We start from the raw sequence: 19,335 nt of genomic DNA on the forward strand, positions 1-19,335 counted from the left end.
TGAGGAAATCCATATTAGAACCGAAGTTTTAATGGTCCCTATGGTTTTTATGGTTTGTATTATTAATTGTGATAAACGCCTTATTTATTAGCGTGGTTTTTATGGTTTTTATTCCGTGCGACACCACACCGCAAGCGGGTGTGCAAAAGATCACAAGTTTTTGTCAAAACCCGCGTCAGGGCTGGAAACGATGGTACAGTGCGCGTTGGTCCTGGCTACGCGCGTGCTGATGATGAAGCTCTCTTTTCAGATAAAACTGTTTATATCGCTGGTTGCTTTTTTCTCGATCCTGTTTGCGTTGCTGGGAAGCTATTATTATGTCGACGTCGGCCGCCAGCTTTACCAGGAAATGAGCGCCCGGGCAAAAATACAGTCGGAACAGATTGCGCTTATTCCGACGTTACGCCAGGACGTTCAGGATAAAGATATTAATGCGATCAATACATTTATGCAAAAACTGGTAAAGCACAGCGACGCCAGTTTTATTGTCATTGGCGATGATCACGCCATGCACCTGTACCATTCAGCCTTTGCCAACCGCGTCGGCACCCGGCTTGTCGGCGGCGATAACGCCGAAGTGCTGGCGGGAAAAAGCATCATCACCATCCGCAAAGGCGGGCTCGGTATTTCGCTGCGCAGCAAAGTTCCTATTTTCAGCGATGATGGAAAGGTCATCGGCATCGTGTCAGTGGGCTACCTGACCAGTTACCTGGACACCATCACCGTCAACAAGATGGTCAATATTTTGATCGCCGCCGTACTGCTGCTGATCGCTCTGTTCGTGTTCTCGTGGTTTTTTACCCGCAGCATTAAAAAACAGATCTTCTCGCTGGAGCCGCGCGAAATCGGCCTGCTGGTGCGTCAGCAAAAGGCGATGATGGAGTCGATTTACGAAGGGGTTATCGCCATCGATAAAAACCTGAATATCGAGGTTATAAACCAGGCGGCGCGCAAGCTGTTAGGGGTAAGCCAGTCGACACGGCGGCTGCGCGGGCTGCCCATCAATGAGCTTATCGCCCCGGTGCCGTTCTTCGACCCGCAACTGATGCTGGCCAAAGACACCCACGATGAAGTGTGCCACTTCAACCAGCGTACGGTGCTCGCCAGCCGGGTGCGGATCATGCTCGAGGCGTCGCTGCAGGGATGGGTGATCACCTTCCGCGATCGCAACGAAATTGATTCGCTGAGCGCCCAGTTAAGCCAGGTTAAACGCTATGTCGATAATCTGCGCATCATGCGCCACGAGCAGCTAAACCGCATGGCCACCCTCTCCGGCCTGCTGCATATGGGGCGCTATGATGAGGCCATTCGCTACATTCAGGCGCAGTCCGAACACGCGCAGGAGCTGCTCGATTTCCTCTCCGCGCGCTTTAACTCGCCGACGCTGTGCGGCCTGCTGCTCGGCAAAACAGCGCGGGCGCGGGAAAAAGGCGTTGAGCTGGTGTTCGACCCGGCCTGCGGCATCGATAAACCGGTGCCGAACCTGACGGAGTCCGACGTCATCTCCATTATCGGCAACCTGCTGGATAACGCCATTGAGGCGACCCAGCGCGCACCGCTGCCGCACGAACCGGTCGAGGTGCTGATCCTGCTTAACGATCGCGAGCTGATTATTGAAGTGGCCGACCACGGCATCGGCATCTCGCCCGAGCTTCGCGAGCATATCTTTGAACGCGGCCTCACGACAAAAACCGATGGCGATCACGGCATTGGGCTGTATCTTATCGACAGTTATGTCACGCGGGTGGGCGGCACCATCGAGGTGGCCGATAATCCCCCGCGCGGCGCTATTTTTTCCGTATTTATACCGGTAAATGCTCCGGCGAGAGACGAACTATGCAACCAGCATTAATTGATGTCGCCATCGTTGAAGATGAGAGCGAGCTGGCGGCGCTCCATGCGGAACTTATCCAGAAACACCCGCGCCTGCGGCTGGTTGGCATTGCCTCCTCGCTTGCCCAGGCCCAGACGCTGCTCAACGACAAGCAGCCGCAGCTGGTGTTGCTGGATAACTATCTGCCCGACGGCAAAGGCATCACCATGCTCAGCACCCCGCTACTGAGCCGCGCCAACTGCTCAGTGATTTTTATCACTGCGGCAAGCGATATGGATACCTGCAGCCAGGCTATCCGCAACGGCGCGTTCGACTATATCCTCAAACCCGTCTCCTGGAAGCGGTTGAGTCAGTCGCTGGAGCGCTTCGTGCAGTTTCACGACCAGCAGCGGGTCTGGAAGATTGTTGACCAGCAAAACGTGGATTCGCTCTACCAGCTACAGGCCAAAAATTACCGTCAGGACAACGGCAGCAAAGGGATTGAGGAAAAAACCCTGACGCGGGTACAGACGCTATTTCAGGAACGCGGCGACTACTGCTTTTCGGTCGATGAGGTGGTCAGCGAAACGGGTCTGAGTAAAACCACCGCCCGCCGCTATCTGGAGCACTGCGTGGAGAGCGGTTTTTTACAGGTGGAGATGCTGTACGGCAAGATTGGCCATCCGCGACGGCTGTATAAGCGAGCCTGACCCTCTCTGACAAGAGAGGGTCGCAGAGAAAGCGATTACTTCAGCACGTAGCCGTACAGCCGCTTGATGCCGTCGGTATCCTTCTCGCTGTAGACGCCCTGTAGCTCCGGAGAGAAGCCAGGCAGCAGGTTGACGCCCTCTTCCAGCGCCAGAAAATAACGCTGCACCGCGCCGCCCCAGACCTCGCCCGGCACCACGCACAGCACGCCAGGTGGATACGGCAGCGCGCCTTCCGCGGCGATACGGCCTTCAGCATCGCTCAGGCGCACCAGCTCGACATTGCCGCGAATAAACGCCGTATTGGCATCCTGTGGGTTCATCACCACCGGCGGCAAGCTGGCCTTGCGGAACATCGCCTTTTGCAGGCTCTTCACGTCAAAGCTGACGTAGAGATCGTGCATTTCCTGGCACAGCTGACGCAGCGTGTAGTCACGATAGCGCACCGGATACTTGTGGTAGACCGTCGGCAGCACGTCGGCAAGCGGCGTGTCGTCTTCGATATGCTGTTCGAACTGTCCGAGCATCGCCACCAGTTGCGCCATCTTCTCCGCGCTTTCAGCCGGAGTCAGCAGAAAGAGAATGGAGTTCAGGTCGCACTTTTCCGGGACGATGCCGTTCTCACGCAGGTAGTGCGCGAGAATGGTCGCCGGAATACCGAAGTCGGTATACTCCCCCGTTTGCCCGTCGATCCCAGGCGTGGTGAGCAGCAGCTTGCACGGATCGACAAAATACTGATCCTGCGCGTATCCCTCAAAGCCGTGCCAACGCTCGCCCGGGCCAAAGCTGAAGAAACGGCGCTCGCGGGCGATGGTTTCCGTTGGATGCTCCTGCCACGGCCGCCCGTCAACCATTGGCGGGATAAACGGTGTGATCATCTTACAGTTAGCGACGATCGCCTTACGCGCCTCAATGCCCAGCGCCACGCACTCGGCCCACAGGCGGCGTCCGCTCTCCCCTTCGTGGATCCTGGCGTTGACGTCCAGCGCGGCAAACAGCGGATAGAACGGGCTGGTCGAGGCGTGCAGCATGTAGGCGTTGTTCAGCCGCTTATAGGGACAAAATCGCGCCTGGCCGCGGATGTGGTTATCTTTTTTGTGGATCTGCGAAGTCTGTGAGAAACCCGCCTGCTGCTTATGCACCGACTGGGTGACGAAGATCCCCGGATCGTTTTCGTTAAGATCGAGCAGCAACGGCGAGCAGTCCGCCATCATCGGAATAAACTGCTCGTAGCCCACCCACGCCGAGTCAAACAGGATGTAATCGCACAGGTGGCCGATTTTATCGACGACCTGACGCGCGTTGTACACCGTGCCGTCATAGGTGCCAAGCTGGATCACCGCCAGGCGAAATGGTCGGGGTTCATTCGCCCGCTGCGGCGCCACCTCGAGAATAAGCTCCCGCAGGTATTTTTCGTCGAAGCAGTGCTCGTCAATCCCGCCAATAAAGCCAAACGGGTTACGCGCCGCCTCCAGATACACCGGTGTCGCCCCGGCCTGAATCAGCGCCCCGTGGTGGTTGGATTTATGGTTGTTGCGATCGAACAGCACCAGGTCGCCGCGCGTCAGCAGCGCGTTGGTCACCACCTTATTCGCCGCCGAGGTGCCGTTCAGCACAAACCAGGTTTTATCGGCATTGAATACTTTGGCGGCATATTTCTGCGCATCCCTGGCTGCGCCCTCGTGGATCAGCAGATCGCCGAGCTTGACGTCGGCGTTACACATATCGGCGCGAAAAATATTCTCACCGAAAAAATCAAAAAACTGGCGCCCCGCCGGATGCTTTTTAAAGAATGCGCCATGCTGATGACCCGGACAGGCAAACGTGCTGTTACCCATCTCGACGTACCGGGTCAACGTGTCGAAAAACGGCGGCAGCAGGTGTTCTTCATAACGACATGCCGCCGCTTCTACCTCCAGCCACTGCTGGACGCTGCCGCTGATAACCGCTTCGACACCGTCCGGCGTTTCGATTTCCTCTTGCGACATGACGAAAACCGGCAGATTAAAACCGGTACGTTTCAGTAAAGCAAGAATGCCGCTGCGGCTGTCCGCTACGGTAATGACGACTGCCGCGATGTCGGTAAAATCGGTACCGTCCAGCGCCACAATCTGGCGGTGTGTGGACAGACGGGAAACCAGCTCAAGACTGGCGGCAATGTGCATTGATTTCATAAGCGCGAATACCCGATTCGGGAGAGTAAAAGGCCCGGGCCAGGTAGCTACCTTGCCCACAAACTGTCAGGGTCCGACTGGTGACCAGCTCCGACCGCGAGACATCAGTAAAAACAGAGTGCGTCTGGTTTTAGTGCTGTCCGGCAGTGAGCGTACGCGCCCCTCACCGAACGATACGCATCGCGGACGAGGGTGTGGTGATACAGGGGAACCTTCGCAAGGTTGCGAAAGCGTGCAGCGGATGTTTTGTTGAATCAAACATACTGACGGCCCCGGGTATGGATGGAAAGGAGAAAATTCGCGCAATCATGGCACCTTTCCCCACAGGGCGCAAGGTGAAATACATATGCACATTCCACACGAAAACTCCGCTAAAGATGGCAACTCACAGCAATAGTAATGCAATAAAACCGGGTAGATAGCAGAATGGCGTCATTCTCACTGACGCGATGCCGATGATGCCCCTCGCCCCCACCTGAACGCGTTTTTTTGCCTGAAATGGCGAGAGTTTGTGCAGTCCGCGACGAAAATGACAAATTTCGTTGACGGGGGGCGCTGAATCGGGTTTAATGCGCCCCGTTGCCCGGATAGCTCAGTCGGTAGAGCAGGGGATTGAAAATCCCCGTGTCCTTGGTTCGATTCCGAGTCCGGGCACCACTCATTTATAACCCTCGCTTCGGCGGGGGTTTTTGCTTTCTGAGTCAACAACTTGTTGGTTTATTGGTAGTTTACCGCCCTTATCTCTCCTCCGGCTCCGCTTCCCGGTGGTACAAAATGGGCATTATGACAAAACCTACCAAAGACCGAAACGGCACCTACTACATCCGCAAAGCGGTTCCTCAGGAACTATGTCCAGCTATCGGCAAAGGTGAACTAAAACGTTCTCTTGCAACGAAAGATCTTGAACAAGCCACACTCAAAGCCCCTGCCGCTCTGGTTGAAATTAACGCAATCATCCAGAACGCCCGAGCTGAACGCTCAGTAACACCGGATGACACAGAGGTGATCGCTTCGGTATGGATGACCAGAATTCTCCAACAACCGGAAATCATCAAAGCACGTTATGTACGGCAATACGATTACGGCTATGGCCTGACCGCTGATAACGAGCAGTTAAGTGAATGTCTGCGTAAAGGTGGACAGGCAGACGAGGCAGATTTCCAGCTTGTCACTCAACTTATGCAGTCAGAACTCGAAGCAGCCCTTCGGTGGACGCCAGCAGTACTGACTGCAGCATGGCGGCAAAAGCTCGCATGGCGTCTGGCAGAGCACAGGCTCAGTGCGGCGGAAATGTACATCATCGATGAACTTCCTGTGTACACCGCCATCACTGCTACACAGAAAAAGCATAGCCTGACCTTCGCGGGTCTGTTCGAGCATTACAAAGCACACATCAGCCGCACCGAGCCTGACAGGGAGGCATCGCGAATCCGTGATTACGATAACGAACTGAATCACTCATAGTTTTTAGCACCATTTCTACTCTGATGCATTCTGTTGTATTTCAGCATAGCGAGCTGTCAATTGTTTCAGATGCATCTCCAGTTGAGCCCGGGCAACGGCAGGTAAAGGTTCTCTCTCAGGATTTTGTGACAATGCCCGCAGTTGCTCTTCAGCCGGTATCGATTTGTTAAATGACTGCATGGTGGAAAATACCACAGATTTCAGCTCACTGACCGTCATGTATTTGCCCTTCTGCTCATCAAGCCCGTTCAGGCGGTCACTCAGTTTTTGTAACGTTGTCATTCCCTGATACCAGCCATTCAGTTGTTCTGTTGGTAATGCCGCAGCATTAAGTTGTTGCTGCCACTGTTGTACCAGGGGCTTAGCCTGTTCCGGCCACAGCACCTGAGCCTGTTCTGTAAGTTTTCTGGCGTATGTGATATTCCAGTCAGGTGGTAATTTATCCAGCCGGGCAAGCTGCTGCTGTGTCTGGGTGATAAGGTCCTTCGGTAACGGAGTCTGCTGGCGCAACATCTCCAGTTGTTCAGGTGTAAGAGGTGCAGGTAATGGTGCCATTGAGGCTGCAAGCCGGGTCTGTAGTGGATCAGGACGGTAAAGATGCTGCCAGCCCCACACAGCGACAGTGCTTATCACCAGCATGGTGCACATCCCGGCAGCGAAGGGTTTCCACTTTACCGGAGCGGGCATTGCCGCCAGTACTTCAACATTTGCCTGGTGTTCGGGCTGCGCAACGTACACCCACTTCACTGCACTGTCTGGCGTATCTTCAGCAGGACCACCAGCAAGGTCTCTCGTGGATGCTGTCGCACCATTCATCACGGTGGCAGGTAACACAATACCTGGCTGAATGTTCGGCCCTGTGCTGGTTATGCCATCGCTGTTTTCCAGCCGGACAGCACTGTTGTGCATCAGGGTACGCAACGTATCGAACTGGCTGAGATGTTTAAGTTCCAGACGCTGCAAAACCTCCCCCAGACTGGTAAGCAGTTGCTCTGCCCGATACAGCTGGCTGAGATCACTATAATTCAGCGGAAGCATACGCATCAGTTGCTGCAGACGCTGACTCAGACTGCTGAGGATTTCCATGCGGGCATGGACAGGCTGCGGCCAGAGCACGCCCCACTGATGGCTTATCAGCGCCTCCAGTATCGCCAGACCTTCATTGAGGCCGAATAAGCCGGCCAATTGCGTACGTGCCAGCGTGTACCAGGCGGCAGTCTGTAGCTCCACACCGTTCTGCTCAAACAGTGAGAGACAGAGTTTTTCGACATATCGCCAGTTCACATCCGGACGAGCCGGATGTGTCAGCTTACTCAGTTCATCGCGCAGAGCGGTATAATCTGGTAGCGTGCGCGGGTCGCCGCCAGTTTTAATTTTACATGAGGTGATGTCATTCATGACCAGTCGTCCATTTGGCGTACCAGGAGCTATTGAAAGTTATCGTTTATGCAGCTTCGCTTTCTGCACATTCGAGACTCTGTAGGTACTGTAGCGCCACCGGGTCAGCAATATATTCAACCTGCCCGTGGTGACGTTCCACTTCATCGATAATTCTGCTGAGCTCGACCCGGAAAAATTCCTTACGCAGGTTAATCCTGTTAATCCGGTAGCTTTCCAGATGGTCGTGAAGCGTCTTTTCAAGCGCAGGGGCGTCATCGCAGGAAATCATGGCGTGGACGTCAAAATCGAAAGGCACGGCTGCCCCACTTAGCTCTTTCACACGCTCCATGGGCTCCAGTCGTCGGGTCATACCAATTTTGAAAACATTTTCACCGAAAGAGCCAATATTCGAAATCACATACACATGTCCCTGTTTCGTGAGCTGTGCCATAGATTTGGCGCGTTCATACTGTTGATGTACGTCCTGAATTTTTTGCTCCAGCTCCAGACGCTGTCGTTCCAGCTCTTCCCTGTGAACACCTTCAGCAGCGAGCAGGGCCTCTTCCAGCAAACGCTGCTGCTCAGCAAGGCGTTGCTCCTCTTCTTCCGCTTCGCGCTGCTGCTGCTCCAGCTCATCCTGACGCTGTTTTTCTTCCCGCATCTGACGCTTGAGCTCAGCCTGGTATTCTTTTTCTTCCTGCGCTTTTTCCAGTAGGGCGACCTTATCCAGAAACTGCTGTTTTACGCCTTCCCAGTCGGCATTATCTTCCAGTTCCAGAAAGGTGATTTTCTCGCTTATAGCAGCATAAGCGTCTCTCTCTTTTCTGAGCTGGTCGTACTTACTTTGCCAGTTATTTACCGTGGTACCGGAAAGCAGTGTTTTAATTTTGAATTTATACGCAGAGTCCACAATACGCTGCAGTGCCCTGGAGGCTTTATTTCTGGCATTGTGAAATTCATCCCACTGACCAGAAAGCTGTTTCTTTTCCTTGTGCAGCCCACGGGACACTTCAGTACTGACCGTCTCTTCAAAAGCTTTCTCTTTCTGAACGAGGTCCGACACAGCCTGTTCATGCTCCGCTGTTTTCTTCCTGAAGCCCCGATAAATGAAAACCCGTATTATCAGCGCAACGACAATCAATAAACCAAAGAACAGAGCAATGACGCCTGCCGGATTCGATACGGATTCAATAAATCGCTCATTAAGGTTAATTAATGCTCTTACCGCAACATAAACACCCCAAGCAATTACGCCAAGAATAACCAGGATAATACCTGCAGCATTGTCATCTTTCTTTCTTCGTGCCATGTTTTATTTCATTCCTTTCTTCTTACAATCCTGATTATTTAATCTGAATAACGGTCATGGGACCTTCGCCACACCGGATTAATACTGATTTCCCGAACAAATCGGTAAATGGGTGAACCCGGGTTTGTTGGCCATATAGAGGGGAGCACATGTGGGTTGTCGGGGTTGTGTATTGACCGGTTCATTGTTTTCTGTAACGCGTTGCTGCATCGGTTTTCTCGAGGTATTCACCTTTTTTGTCTGCGCGTTGCGGACGAGGGCGGAAGACTTTTCCTGCTGGCGAGTTTCGGTGTCACCATACCCGGAACAGAATCGCTTCGACTGACTCAGGCTCCCGTCGTTACAAACAAAACGGCCATCCGATGTGCAGTGTGCAATGCCACCTTTTGAGCCTGAACAGGGCTGCCTTCCACGTGCAGCCTCAGCCTGCAGGGTGATAAATACACCAAACACCAGAAAGAGATTTATTATTTTCATCGTTGCATCCGTAAGTTATTGCGTTATTTCGAGGCTAAGCTATCTGCCCTTACAGACGGGTTGTCGTGTCGAGATACTGTTGTTGCTTAAGATGTCGCAGGAGAACCCGCCCTTCGGGCATAAACTCCGTGCCATAGCGTACGAGGCCAATGCCCCTGAGTTCAGCATCAATGGCGTAACGCAGTTCACCTGGAACGTTCTGCTCCCGCAGGACAACCGTTATTTTTTTCAGGCGTGGCTCATATTTGAGCAGGACGGCAGACAATGTGCCCATCAGCTCATGGGCCGTTCCCGGCATGCCCTGGAGGATTTTGGTCATATCCGGCAGGCCGTAGTCAGGCAGATGCGCCAGCGTACCGGCACGGCAGTTGAGGATACGCTGCATATTGTCAAGCACTGACAATATGACCTGGTTCTGCTCACTGACCTGATGCAGGTCGAGGCCACCAGTGACGTTGCCGTAAAGCATTTCATATAGTGAAGGACGGGATAACTCACTCATCTTTCAGCGCCTGGAGATTCAGGCGGTTGTTGCCTGCTTCGATGACGCGTGCCTTATCCGGATCAAGGTCATCACGGCTCAGTACCACACGCCAGGTGTTGTTCACCTGGTCCGGTGACATAAACATCCCGGCCACTGCCACATATTGGGCGCTCTCCTCCATCGGCATATTGACCATCACCGCGCCACCTGGCTGCAGGCGGATATCTTTCTCTGCCACCAGGTCTGCTTTAATGGCCTGGCTGTCGGCTTTAAACAGGGACGGGTAGTCCGTGCTGTCGAAGGTCTTGCGGTCCTTTAGCTGATAAATACGCACCACCGTCGACAGCGGCACACCACCGGCATTGCTGTTCACGGCCTCGCGGGCCCGAATATCCAGATGCAGGGTCTTTATCTGCTTATAAAATATCGATTTGGTCACAGCAACGGTGCCGTCCGTCACTTTTTGAGTCAGCCCGCACCCCGCCAGCATCAAGGTGATACCAGCGGCCAGTGCAGCCAGAGAAAATTTACCAGCGGTAATCGCCATCTTCATCGGTCTCCCTGCGGTGAATATTTTCCTGTACCCGCTCATAGCGGCCCAGATTAATGGTGATTGTTTTTGGGTGTGATGCGGTCTTGGCCGCATTCAGCGGCCGCATCACGGCGGTACGGCCCAGTTGCACTGCGCCCACTTCAGGTTTCGTGCTCATTCTCGCGTCCGGTAGTAGACTGCGGTCGACGCACAACTGCAGACGGACATCCAGCCGTGCCCCAAGATACACATGCAGCAGCGCCATCAGGTCGGCGTGAAGGTCGCCGCCCAGCAACCAGCCCTGTACTTCAGCCGGGTCTGTGGTCGTCAGGCGCATCAGCACCTGGCTGTTTACGTCGGTGGCATAGTTGCCCATCACCGGACGGTTTGTCAGGGTGACAGGCTGGCGCACACTCATGGTCAGGGGCTTCTTCAGCGGCACACGGCGTTTGTCGTGGTGCCAGATTTTCGCCTTCGTGTTGGGTGCCAGCAGGCGCACCAGCGAAGCCATTCCCTCTGAAGTCCGACCTGGCAGCAACATGACCGGCAGCAGCGCCAGAAAGCGTGAGGCCGGGGTGGCAATGTTTTGTGCACAGCCGTCAATGCCGAGCCCCGCCAGTCCCAGCAGGTACTGCGAGGTTTTGTCCTTCCCTCCTTCTTCAAAGGCCGCCGGGTACGAGTATTTACGCCAGATGCGGTAGTACTGGGCAATCAGCCGGTGGTTGAAGATATCGAGGAAATCCGCAGTGGCCTCATACCCTTCCCGCCGCTGGGTAATGTCATCGATATAGTGCGTCGGCAGCGGGGACTCCACGCCGTAGAGTCCCATAAAGGTGATGCGCACCGTCGGCGGCAGATGCGAATGCTCAGACTGCTCAATCCCTTTGATTTCAGATGCCGGGAAGCCCATGCCCGGATGGGGCCGGAAGCGTACCGGCTCTTGACGAACCTGCCAGCTGCTGCCAATGACCGGTTTATCCGGCTGGCTCTGTTCCAGTATCCGGCAGAAGCGATAAAAGTTCATGTACGGCAGGTACTGCCGCAGCTGTTCCATCAGCCGGGCAGGCGTGGACTGTGATTCTCTTTCCACCGAATGCATTTTCCTTCTGGCTGTACGATGAGGGTGAGCTGGTTGAACTGGTTCATATCGGCATACAGCGCAAAGAACCGGTTGAGCATTTCACCGAACAGGTGAATATCGCCCTCACCGGTGAAGCCGTTGCTGTCGAGGGTCACTTCGATATCCAGCCCCCGCAGCAGGTAGCCCTGTTCAAAACGTTGAAGACGGTGGTGCTCCACATGCTGAATCGACTCCAGACGCCGGGTGTTCAGTTCATCTTCCTGCCAGTTATAGAGCTCCAGCGTGCCGCGCAGCACTTCGGCGGTGCTCATCATGTTCAGGAACCCGGAGCCCAGGTGGCTCAGCACCCGCCAGTGGAAACGGTCCTCGGCAGGCGGATAGACTGGCAGCGTGGGTTTACAGAGGTTTGTCACCGACAGCGGCGTCTGTACCACCTGCTCACAGCGGTCCAGCAGCGTGCTCTGTAATGCCCGGCGTGGTAGCTGACCGTTGGTGCCTGTGATTTGCAGCGAGACAGCTTCGCGCTCAAACAGGCGGTCATCTTCCCACTGGTGCCCGCCAAGGATAAGCCATGTGTCATAGAGCCCGGTGACGCCGCGCTTTACACGGGTGTGGTAGTACCGGGACGGCGCATGACGGCGCATCATCCCGCCCTTGTGACGAAAGCTGCTGAACGGTACGTACTCTGCATCACTGGTCCGGTTTGAGCCGGTAACCGAATCCACCGAATAAATTTCAGTATGCCCGTCCTGCAGACGCTTAGGGCGTAGCAGGTACTCACTTTCAAGTCCCGTAATGATGAGCGGGTCCGCCTCCAGGGTGAACAGATTAATCACAGGTACACAGTGGAGGCGAACGGCATCATCGGTGACCGGCAGGTCAGATGGCCACTGCGTGCTGAACACAACTTCAATGTCGAAGTACTCTGCCCCGGCAGGCGGTGTAATGCCGTCCAGGCCGTTGAGGTGGACAAACATAAACTTGTCGCGGAAGGTGAAGTACTCCAGCAGCAGTTGGTAACCACTGAAGGCAGTATCACCTTTCGGCCACAGTCCGTCTTCCTCCGCAAATCCTCCCGGCGAGAAGTACCCGTCAAGGCGAATACGATCGGTCTGTCCGGGCAGCCGCATATATAGGGCGGCCTGCCGCTTAGTCAGCATCAGGTGCAACTGGCTGCTGACGGGCGCATCTGCGCCGAGATAGAGACTCAGGTGGCTGAGATCAGCATGGGACCAGTCCGCCTGGGTGCTGCAGGCAAAACGCATTCGCAGCAGCGAGCGACCGTCAGGCTCGGTGGTCATGGTCACCCCTGAGATGTTCAGCGGGTTGAGCATCACATCGCGGGTAGTGCGGTAGCGACAGACTGTATTTTTAGGTCCCACCGGACGGGAGTACACCTCCAGACCTGCGGGCATCACTTCCGCCATCTTCACGGCCTGAAGTGCAGGTGTGAACGCCACCACAGAGAGTGACGGAATGGTACGCAGGTAGTGTGGCCAGAGCATACTGACCAGCCCTTCGGTCAGCTCCGGCAGGTCGTCGTCAATCTTCTCCCGCAGTCGCCCCATCGAAAAAGCAAAGCCTTCAAACAGACGTTCAACATACGGATCGGGCGTGCCGGCCTTATCCAGATCCAGCATCGCGGCCCGGTCCGGGTGGGTCTGGGCAAATTCTTTAGCCGCCTCACGGAGGTAGCGCATTTCCGCGTCGTAATAACGCAGGGTCAAATCTTCCATTTATTTCTGTTCCTGTGGATTTAACCGCAAAGCACGGCGGCACGAGCTGGATCGACGGCGATCAACCCGGCAAGTAACTGGTCCATTACCGGTGTAAGGCGGGTCCTATCAGCCTCACTGCGGCCGGCTTTCAGGCGCAGGAGTTTCAGATGGCGGGCCTGTACCTCGAACAACAGCTCAGGCTCCCAGTCACTGAGGGTCACCTCACGAGCACGCTCACCCAGCTCTGCAAACAGGTGCACCGCCAGGTCATTTTTACCGTACTGCTCAGCAATGCGGCCCATCAACAGGCGCAAGAGCCACTTCTGACGATCGGTGGTCATACCCGGTCGGGTCTGTAACCAGCCCAGCGCGGCATCCGGGCCTTCACTGTCGGCAAACGCCACGGCTTCCGACTCCAGCGCCAGAATGTCATCGTTACCGACGGTTACCGGAGCGGATGGCGTGTCGTTGCCCCACCCGCCAACCGTATCCAGTACGCTCTGCTGGATCCAGTTCAGCGTCACTTCATCCGCAAAGGGGGTGCCATCACTGAACGCCAGCGTTTCAAGGCCGGACAGACGGGTCAGCAGTCCTTTCAGGTCGGCAGCAATGATGCCAGCCAGGGTGTCCTGGCCTGATTTCGTCAGGGCCTGGTGGATATACCACTGCAAATCCAGCCACAAATGATTAGCGCCACGGGAGAAGGTGCTGTCCGCTGTTTCCAGCATCTCAGCCCAGTTCTGCTGCAGGTACAGGCGTTTGAGTAACGCGCGTTGATCCGCCCTCGGCGGCTCGATGCGTGTACGCCCCTGCGCATCCGGTGCCGGAATGGCCCGCAGGGTGTCATGACGCAGGCTTTTCATCAGATGGTGGGCTGACAGCCAGCCATCTGGCTGCTCACGCAGGTATTCACTGAGCGTACGGGCCTGTGACAGCAAATCCTGGCCAGAGGTGATACGCCCGATTGAGGGAGCATCACTGTGGCCAGCTGTGGAACGTGCTTCGCTGGTGCTGGCATTCTGCGGTACGACCGCATCCACGCCACCCGCTTTCTGCAGACGGCTTTCCAGCGCACCATACAGCGCATTCAGCTCAGGACGGGTTTCATCCGGCTCATATTCGATAAGCTGCGCTATCAGCAACAACGCCCCGGTGGTTCGCATCGCATCGATCCTGACCACCTCAGGGTACAGGGAAAGGGAGTCAGTCATACGCGAACCGGCCAGCCATTCCAGCGCCGCCTTGCGGCTGCGGTCTCGTTGTGGGTGTAGCTGTGTACCAAAGCGCTCCAGCAGACCGGCCAGCAGTTCCAGACCTTCAGCCAGCCCCTGCTCACCTTCGCGATGCAGTTTGGCCCAGCAGTACCAGGTTGCCACACGGATATCTTTGGCAACGGTGGTTAAAATCTTTTCTGCATGCTGGCAAATAAGCTCTGTGTTTGCACCAGAGAGCTTATTAATTTCCTCGCGTATCTGCTGGAAATCATCGTCATAGCCCGGGTCTTCGCCAGCGGGCGAGGGGCCGGACAGCGGCTGCAGCCAGTTATCCCACTGCGCCACGCGCTCACGGGTAGCCGCAAGCAGTGGCACCGGCTCAGTCTGACAGGTACTCAGTAACGTGTTCAGCGTGCTCATCAGTAGACCTCCTCTGCATCACTGGTCGCGCTGGTGACCTGACCTGATGCTGTAACACCGGTCGTGCTGAAGATGGTCTCCGGCAGGCGGAAATTGCGCAACTTCAGCAGCGCCAGCGGCCCCTCACCCGCTTCGGTACGCAGGGTATAATTGAGCATGCGGCCATCCGGGGCCTTCCAGCTCAGGCTGTAACTGCTTCCCACGCCCGGATACGCTTTCACGCTGGCTTTATCGAGCAGGCGTATCAGACCCCAGCTACCAGGAATATCCGCGTACTGACGGGTGCCCGCCTGCGTGCTAATCCAGCTCAGGTTCGCGCCGGGTGCTTCGGTATCTGCAGGCCAGGTGAAGCGCTTCCACACCGGCAGCTGGTTCATATAAGTCAGCTTCTGGCTGTCGATAATCATATCGGTCTGCATCACACCATCGGCGGTGCCCGGTCGCAGCTCGAAGTTCATCCCGGCATTGCCTTCCGTGAAGGCCACATCCGAGATATGGCTCAGGGTGTTGATGGCATTGAGGAATGCCGGGTTAAACGCCAGCCCCTGCGAGTTGATGCTGTCCGGCACCCAGTGGTTGCCTTCTTTGTGCAGCACGCCTTTGAGGCGGTTTTGCAGGAACTGCGCAATACGCCCGGAGTCTGCGTTAAGGTACTTCGCCAGCAGAGGCAGAGAAACATCACTGCTGGCATTGTTAAACGGATAGCGCCCCCCAAAGGCACTGTTCCACTCGGCAACGACTGCCTGCTGCCACTGGGCATTGAGGCTGTCGGCCGCCGGGGTCAGCACCTGCTGCCAGGCCTGCTCCATCGGATTCACAAACACCGTCCGCCCAAAGCCGCTCCACTCCTGGCCCAGACCGGCGGCAATCAGGCTGCCGTAGTCACGGGTTTCGGTCAGGTCCACGGCTTTGCCCTGGAATACGGTCTGAGCGATGGTCTGGGTCATGGCCTGCGGGTCGGCAGCATTGGTCACCTGCTGCAGGCGCAAACGCACCTGCGTCACACGGGTCAGGAACGACTGCAGACTTTGCTCCTGTGCTCCCGTGCGGTTTTTGTCCATCAGCGCCAGCACCGGACCAAAGGTCGCATCCAGCGGGCCGTGAACACCGGCGCTCTGGTCAATGGCATCCTTGTTGTCACCACCGAGCAGGTTTTTGGCCGATTTCACCAGGGAGTCGGAAATCGCTTCACCAGTCTGTCCAGTGCGCCCCTGCACATTCAGGGTATTCATCAGCGCCACCAGAGGTGACTGACGCACGTCGGCCATCAGGGTCAACTGGTCAATGGAATCCGACAGCGTCGCGGCCCGGCGAAGCCGCAGGCTGTTCAAAAACTCCAGCCAGGCCCCGCCAAAGTCAGCAAAGTAACGCTCCGTCAGGCGCTTTTCCAGGGCCTCAGGGGAGGTTTCATCCTGTTTATTCACCTGACGCTTACTGTCCGTGAGCACCCAGTCGAGTTCGTCCCGGCGCGCTTTCACCACTTTCTCAATCGCGGGCTGGACCGCCTGCTCCCAGGCCTGTCGGGTAAACATCCCCGGTACGATTTCGGTGGTACTGAACAGGCGGGAAGCGTCGGTATCGCCGGTCATGTCTTCCAGACGCATATCCGCATACAGATGGGCCACCTGAGAAAGTATTTTCTGGTAGAGGGTCGATTCACTGTTGCGCACGCCCATCAGGCGGACCAGCAAAGAGCGCGCCTGGCTGACCATGCTCTCATCGGCACGTAACTTCCACTCAGGGTGCACAACCAGCTGAGCGCCATAGAACGACAGCAGTGACGGAGCAATCCCTTGCCAGACGCCGTCTTTCACGCCATCACGCTTTGGCCAGTCGTGCAGCAGCGCAGAACTGAACCAGGCCGCGTCCATGTGTTCCGGGCGGGCCAGCATCAGGTAGACTTTGAGTTGGTCATAAGTGTTTTTTGCCATCTGTTCACGCAGCGGGCTACCCGGTGGCAGCGCGTTAAAGGCGCTGACCTGCTTCTGCAGATGGTCTGCGGCGGCATCCCGCAACAACGGCTGTGCACTGTCCTGATAGCGAGGCCAGAGCGCGGCCAGCAGGGCGTTGTTCTGACTCAGCCCGGCCTGCTCATACCATGGCACACCATGCTCAGCGCGGTACTGCAGACGGGCCAGCGTTTTCTGAAGTTCAGACAGCGCATGCAGACGCTGCTCCAGCGGCTGATTCTGTCGGGCGGCAAGAGATGCCTGCGTATTCGCGCCAGCAATCTGGCTGCGGTTGGTGACATACGCGATGCTCATCCACACCGCCCAGCCCACCATCGCCAGGGCGACAACAGACGCTGTCACCTTACGCCATGGAATGCCCGGTTTGCGCGGACGCAGTCCGGCAGGAAGCGCGCGCACTGATTCAGGCAAGACATCCCAGCGCTTGTCCATGCCCCAGTGATGCGCTACGGCACGTTCAGCACCAGCAGAAGGCTGGCTGAACACCACACCCGCCAGCGGCAGCGGGCGGTACGGATTGAGCATCACCGACAATGGCACGGTCACGCTCTCCGGTTCTCGGATGAGCTGGTCGGCAAGCGTCAGCAGGAAGTTATGTTTTACTTCACCGCAGGTCTGCTGCAGGCCCTGTGAGGTCAAATCTGGTGCCAGGGCGGTGAGTTGTTCTGCCAGCCCTTCGGTACGACAACCGGCAGGCAGCAGACAGCCGGTCGCCTGCGTAATGCGACCTTCCGGCTTACCGGCGCGCGGGTGCAGGGACCAGACATACAGCGGGAGCTGCCAGCCAAGCGTTTCCATACGCGCGCTGATGGCATGAGACAGGGAATCCATAGTGCTTTCAGACGGTACCGGCATCGCCGGCTCCAGCCCAGGTGCTGAGAGCTGATCAAAGGCCGAGGTAACCCACACCAGCCCATCCACCGGACGGCGGCGCAGTTTGCGCAGCGCGGTCAGCCAGGCACTGTCGGCTGGGGTATTGAGATCACCGCCCCACAACAACAGTGTGCCACGGTCTTCCTGCCAGAGCTGGCCCGTCAGACCCGGGGTCAGTTGCTCCACTTCAGCAGCGGTGCCAGTTATCAGCAAAATGCGCGTTTTACGGCCCCAGCGCCGACCGTAGAGGTTGCACATGGCGAGGCGGATGGTATCAACGGTGACGTTGCGTGGCGGAGTCCGGGCAACTCTTGATTCATCAGAAGGCAACGCATTGTTCTTCTGTTCTCGCCAGCGGTGATACTTTTCCCGCATAAATCGGGACATAAACGGGGTATAGAAAACAATCAGCAAGACTATCCATACGGAAGCAAATGCAAGCACTTGCTTCAGTCGGGTATCAAGGCCATACGAGGGACCAAAATGAAGGATCAAGGCCACTATAATCGCTGAGATGCAGGCTATTATGCCGGCAAGCCCCCCTCTGCTCCATGTACTACCCGGCATCATTATTTCCACTCCCTGAGGTAACAGTACTGACAAAACGATCAGTACCTGAGGTAAACAGCCCTAAAACAGGTTTGCTGCTGACGTACACGATGTCAGACAGTAATGTGGCTAAAAGCCACGCACTCCCGGCTCCAGGAATACCGTTATATTTTTCCAGTACATCAATTTCCTGGGGCACCCACGGTGTCAGATGTGATTGAGACGCTGTCATTAGATCAGCAAACCAGTCATTCCAGTGCCCGTAATCACAAAACACGTTTGACGTCTGACAGGCGATCGTTTGTGTTTCGAGGAACAAACCCATATCAGCCTTGAAATTTGGCATGTCCAGCGGCATCGGTCGCAGAATACGGGCAGAATGGGGAAGTTGATATTTTTCAGCAACATCATCGCTGGTAAGTATCATGGTCGCGAGTGCATCGGAATACTGTTCAGCACCCTGATTCTGCAATATCAGGATCAAATCAATATCGAAAACGGGATTTGTAAGGCGCTCTTCGAACCAGGCAAAAGAAAGGGTTTTACAAAACGAAACCGAACCTGTTAGCGCACGACCAGGGTAAATTCTTCCCCATGATTCACGAAACTGAGTTTCGAAGTCCGGCGAAGTTAAGTCGCTCACAATGGTAACGTTGAACGGCACTGTCGCAGGCAACATCGCGATCGCGTTTTGTACACCAGCCAGACCCAGTTCGAGCAAGGAAGTGGAAGCCGCCGATTGAGCATCAAAATGGCTGGTCAGTGAAAGAAATTGCGGTGCATCTGCAGCATCTGATTTAGCAATGGCATCAGAGGTCACCCCAGAAGGTAGCAGTATGCTGCTTCCAAGTACGGCCAGATAGCGTCCAGCCCAGGCTTCCCACTGTTGCTGTCCGTATTCAGCTTCCTTCTGCAAAAACTGATGTTCATTGACTGTTCTGCCCCACAGCCACCCCCGTAGACAAAACAGGAAAAACCAACCAAGAACCGGGCTGGATGCCAGCCACCAGATATTGAATGCAGCTAGTGCCTTAACCATGTCTGACGCATGCAGAATAAACAGCAAAATACCCACAACCGCGGCAACACCGCCTGCCAACAGCCATCCCGTAAAAGATGGCTCACGAGGCAACTCCATTGTTGTTGCTTTCGTCCTTTCCCAGCCCATTG

The 19,335-nt window shown here is 55.8% G+C and carries 14 protein-coding genes and 1 tRNA gene; 4 read left to right on the forward strand and 11 right to left on the reverse strand.

Annotated features, from left to right (window positions below; all coding sequences use genetic code 11):
* Window positions 1-232: 232 nt before the first annotated feature.
* Together JO226_RS21920 and JO226_RS21925 are read left to right on the forward strand one after the other, a co-directional pair.
* Complete coding sequence (locus tag JO226_RS21920) at window positions 233-1,852, forward strand: sensor histidine kinase (protein ID WP_296407574.1); 1,620 nt, start codon at window positions 233-235, stop codon at window positions 1,850-1,852.
* Window positions 1,837-2,523 (forward strand): response regulator, encoded by a 687-nt coding sequence (locus JO226_RS21925; RefSeq protein WP_296407425.1) that lies wholly within the window; start codon window positions 1,837-1,839, stop codon window positions 2,521-2,523. Before JO226_RS21920 ends, JO226_RS21925 begins: the two co-directional genes overlap by 16 nt.
* A gap of 35 nt (window positions 2,524-2,558) precedes the next feature.
* On the opposite strand, the gene JO226_RS21930 is transcribed toward JO226_RS21925, so the two are convergent.
* Window positions 2,559-4,694, reverse strand: coding sequence for an ornithine decarboxylase (locus JO226_RS21930; RefSeq protein ID WP_296407426.1), 2,136 nt, complete (start codon window positions 4,692-4,694; stop codon window positions 2,559-2,561).
* A gap of 581 nt (window positions 4,695-5,275) precedes the next feature.
* Here JO226_RS21930 and JO226_RS21935 point away from each other — a divergent pair.
* Window positions 5,276-5,351 (forward strand) — tRNA-Phe (locus JO226_RS21935).
* 117 nt (window positions 5,352-5,468) lie between these two features.
* Window positions 5,469-6,158, forward strand: coding sequence for a DUF6538 domain-containing protein (locus tag JO226_RS21940; RefSeq protein ID WP_296407427.1), 690 nt, complete (start codon window positions 5,469-5,471; stop codon window positions 6,156-6,158).
* Window positions 6,159-6,173: 15 nt separating this feature from the next.
* On the opposite strand, the gene JO226_RS21945 is transcribed toward JO226_RS21940, so the two are convergent.
* From JO226_RS21945 to JO226_RS21990, 10 genes are all read right to left on the reverse strand, one after another.
* Entirely contained in the window at window positions 6,174-7,556 is a 1,383-nt protein-coding gene (locus JO226_RS21945) for a VasL domain-containing protein (RefSeq protein ID WP_296407428.1), read from the reverse strand.
* A gap of 46 nt (window positions 7,557-7,602) precedes the next feature.
* Window positions 7,603-8,847, reverse strand: a complete 1,245-nt coding sequence (locus JO226_RS21950) for a GIY-YIG nuclease family protein (protein ID WP_296407432.1) — start codon at window positions 8,845-8,847, stop codon at window positions 7,603-7,605.
* A 78-nt stretch (window positions 8,848-8,925) separates the two neighbouring features.
* A complete protein-coding gene (locus tag JO226_RS21955) occupies window positions 8,926-9,324 on the reverse strand; it encodes a hypothetical protein (protein ID WP_296407434.1) in 399 nt (132 codons plus the stop codon).
* Window positions 9,325-9,373: 49 nt separating this feature from the next.
* Complete coding sequence (gene tssE, locus JO226_RS21960; protein ID WP_296407436.1) at window positions 9,374-9,826, reverse strand: type VI secretion system baseplate subunit TssE; 453 nt, start codon at window positions 9,824-9,826, stop codon at window positions 9,374-9,376.
* Entirely contained in the window at window positions 9,819-10,355 is a 537-nt protein-coding gene (tssJ, locus tag JO226_RS21965; protein ID WP_296407576.1) for a type VI secretion system lipoprotein TssJ, read from the reverse strand. Before tssJ ends, tssE begins: the two co-directional genes overlap by 8 nt.
* Window positions 10,336-11,439: a type VI secretion system baseplate subunit TssG gene (gene tssG, locus JO226_RS21970; RefSeq protein ID WP_296407438.1), complete on the reverse strand. Its 1,104-nt coding sequence runs from the start codon at window positions 11,437-11,439 to the stop codon at window positions 10,336-10,338. The genes tssJ and tssG overlap by 20 nt, the downstream gene beginning before the upstream one ends.
* Window positions 11,394-13,157 (reverse strand): type VI secretion system baseplate subunit TssF, encoded by a 1,764-nt coding sequence (tssF, locus tag JO226_RS21975; protein ID WP_296407441.1) that lies wholly within the window; start codon window positions 13,155-13,157, stop codon window positions 11,394-11,396. The genes tssG and tssF overlap by 46 nt, the downstream gene beginning before the upstream one ends.
* 20 nt (window positions 13,158-13,177) lie before the next feature.
* Window positions 13,178-14,773 carry a type VI secretion system protein TssA gene (gene tssA, locus JO226_RS21980; protein ID WP_296407443.1) on the reverse strand — a complete coding sequence of 532 codons (1,596 nt, stop codon included), beginning with the start codon at window positions 14,771-14,773 and terminating at the stop codon, window positions 13,178-13,180.
* Complete coding sequence (locus JO226_RS21985) at window positions 14,773-18,186, reverse strand: ImcF-related family protein (protein ID WP_296407445.1); 3,414 nt, start codon at window positions 18,184-18,186, stop codon at window positions 14,773-14,775. The genes tssA and JO226_RS21985 overlap by 1 nt, the downstream gene beginning before the upstream one ends.
* A complete protein-coding gene (locus JO226_RS21990) occupies window positions 18,173-19,333 on the reverse strand; it encodes a hypothetical protein (protein ID WP_296407447.1) in 1,161 nt (386 codons plus the stop codon). Before JO226_RS21990 ends, JO226_RS21985 begins: the two co-directional genes overlap by 14 nt.
* Window positions 19,334-19,335 lie beyond the last annotated feature (2 nt).

This window comes from Pluralibacter sp. (assembly GCF_019237635.1).
GTDB lineage: Bacteria > Pseudomonadota > Gammaproteobacteria > Enterobacterales > Enterobacteriaceae > Enterobacter_B.

Bases quoted from the DNA above. Each gene is read 5' to 3' on its own strand.
- JO226_RS21930 (WP_296407426.1), bottom strand. From the start codon at position 4,694: ATGAAATCAATGCACATTGCCGCCAGTCTTGAGCTGGTTTCCCGTCTG.
- JO226_RS21990 (WP_296407447.1), bottom strand. From the start codon at position 19,333: ATGGGCTGGGAAAGGACGAAAGCAACAACAATGGAGTTGCCTCGTGAG.
- tssG (WP_296407438.1), bottom strand. From the start codon at position 11,439: ATGCATTCGGTGGAAAGAGAATCACAGTCCACGCCTGCCCGGCTGATG.
- JO226_RS21925 (WP_296407425.1), top strand. From the start codon at position 1,837: ATGCAACCAGCATTAATTGATGTCGCCATCGTTGAAGATGAGAGCGAG.
- tssF (WP_296407441.1), bottom strand. From the start codon at position 13,157: ATGGAAGATTTGACCCTGCGTTATTACGACGCGGAAATGCGCTACCTC.
- JO226_RS21985 (WP_296407445.1), bottom strand. From the start codon at position 18,186: ATGATGCCGGGTAGTACATGGAGCAGAGGGGGGCTTGCCGGCATAATA.
- tssJ (WP_296407576.1), bottom strand. From the start codon at position 10,355: ATGGCGATTACCGCTGGTAAATTTTCTCTGGCTGCACTGGCCGCTGGT.
- JO226_RS21955 (WP_296407434.1), bottom strand. From the start codon at position 9,324: ATGAAAATAATAAATCTCTTTCTGGTGTTTGGTGTATTTATCACCCTG.
- tssA (WP_296407443.1), bottom strand. From the start codon at position 14,773: ATGAGCACGCTGAACACGTTACTGAGTACCTGTCAGACTGAGCCGGTG.
- JO226_RS21920 (WP_296407574.1), top strand. From the start codon at position 233: ATGAAGCTCTCTTTTCAGATAAAACTGTTTATATCGCTGGTTGCTTTT.
- tssE (WP_296407436.1), bottom strand. From the start codon at position 9,826: ATGAGTGAGTTATCCCGTCCTTCACTATATGAAATGCTTTACGGCAAC.
- JO226_RS21950 (WP_296407432.1), bottom strand. From the start codon at position 8,847: ATGGCACGAAGAAAGAAAGATGACAATGCTGCAGGTATTATCCTGGTT.
- JO226_RS21945 (WP_296407428.1), bottom strand. From the start codon at position 7,556: ATGAATGACATCACCTCATGTAAAATTAAAACTGGCGGCGACCCGCGC.
- JO226_RS21940 (WP_296407427.1), top strand. From the start codon at position 5,469: ATGGGCATTATGACAAAACCTACCAAAGACCGAAACGGCACCTACTAC.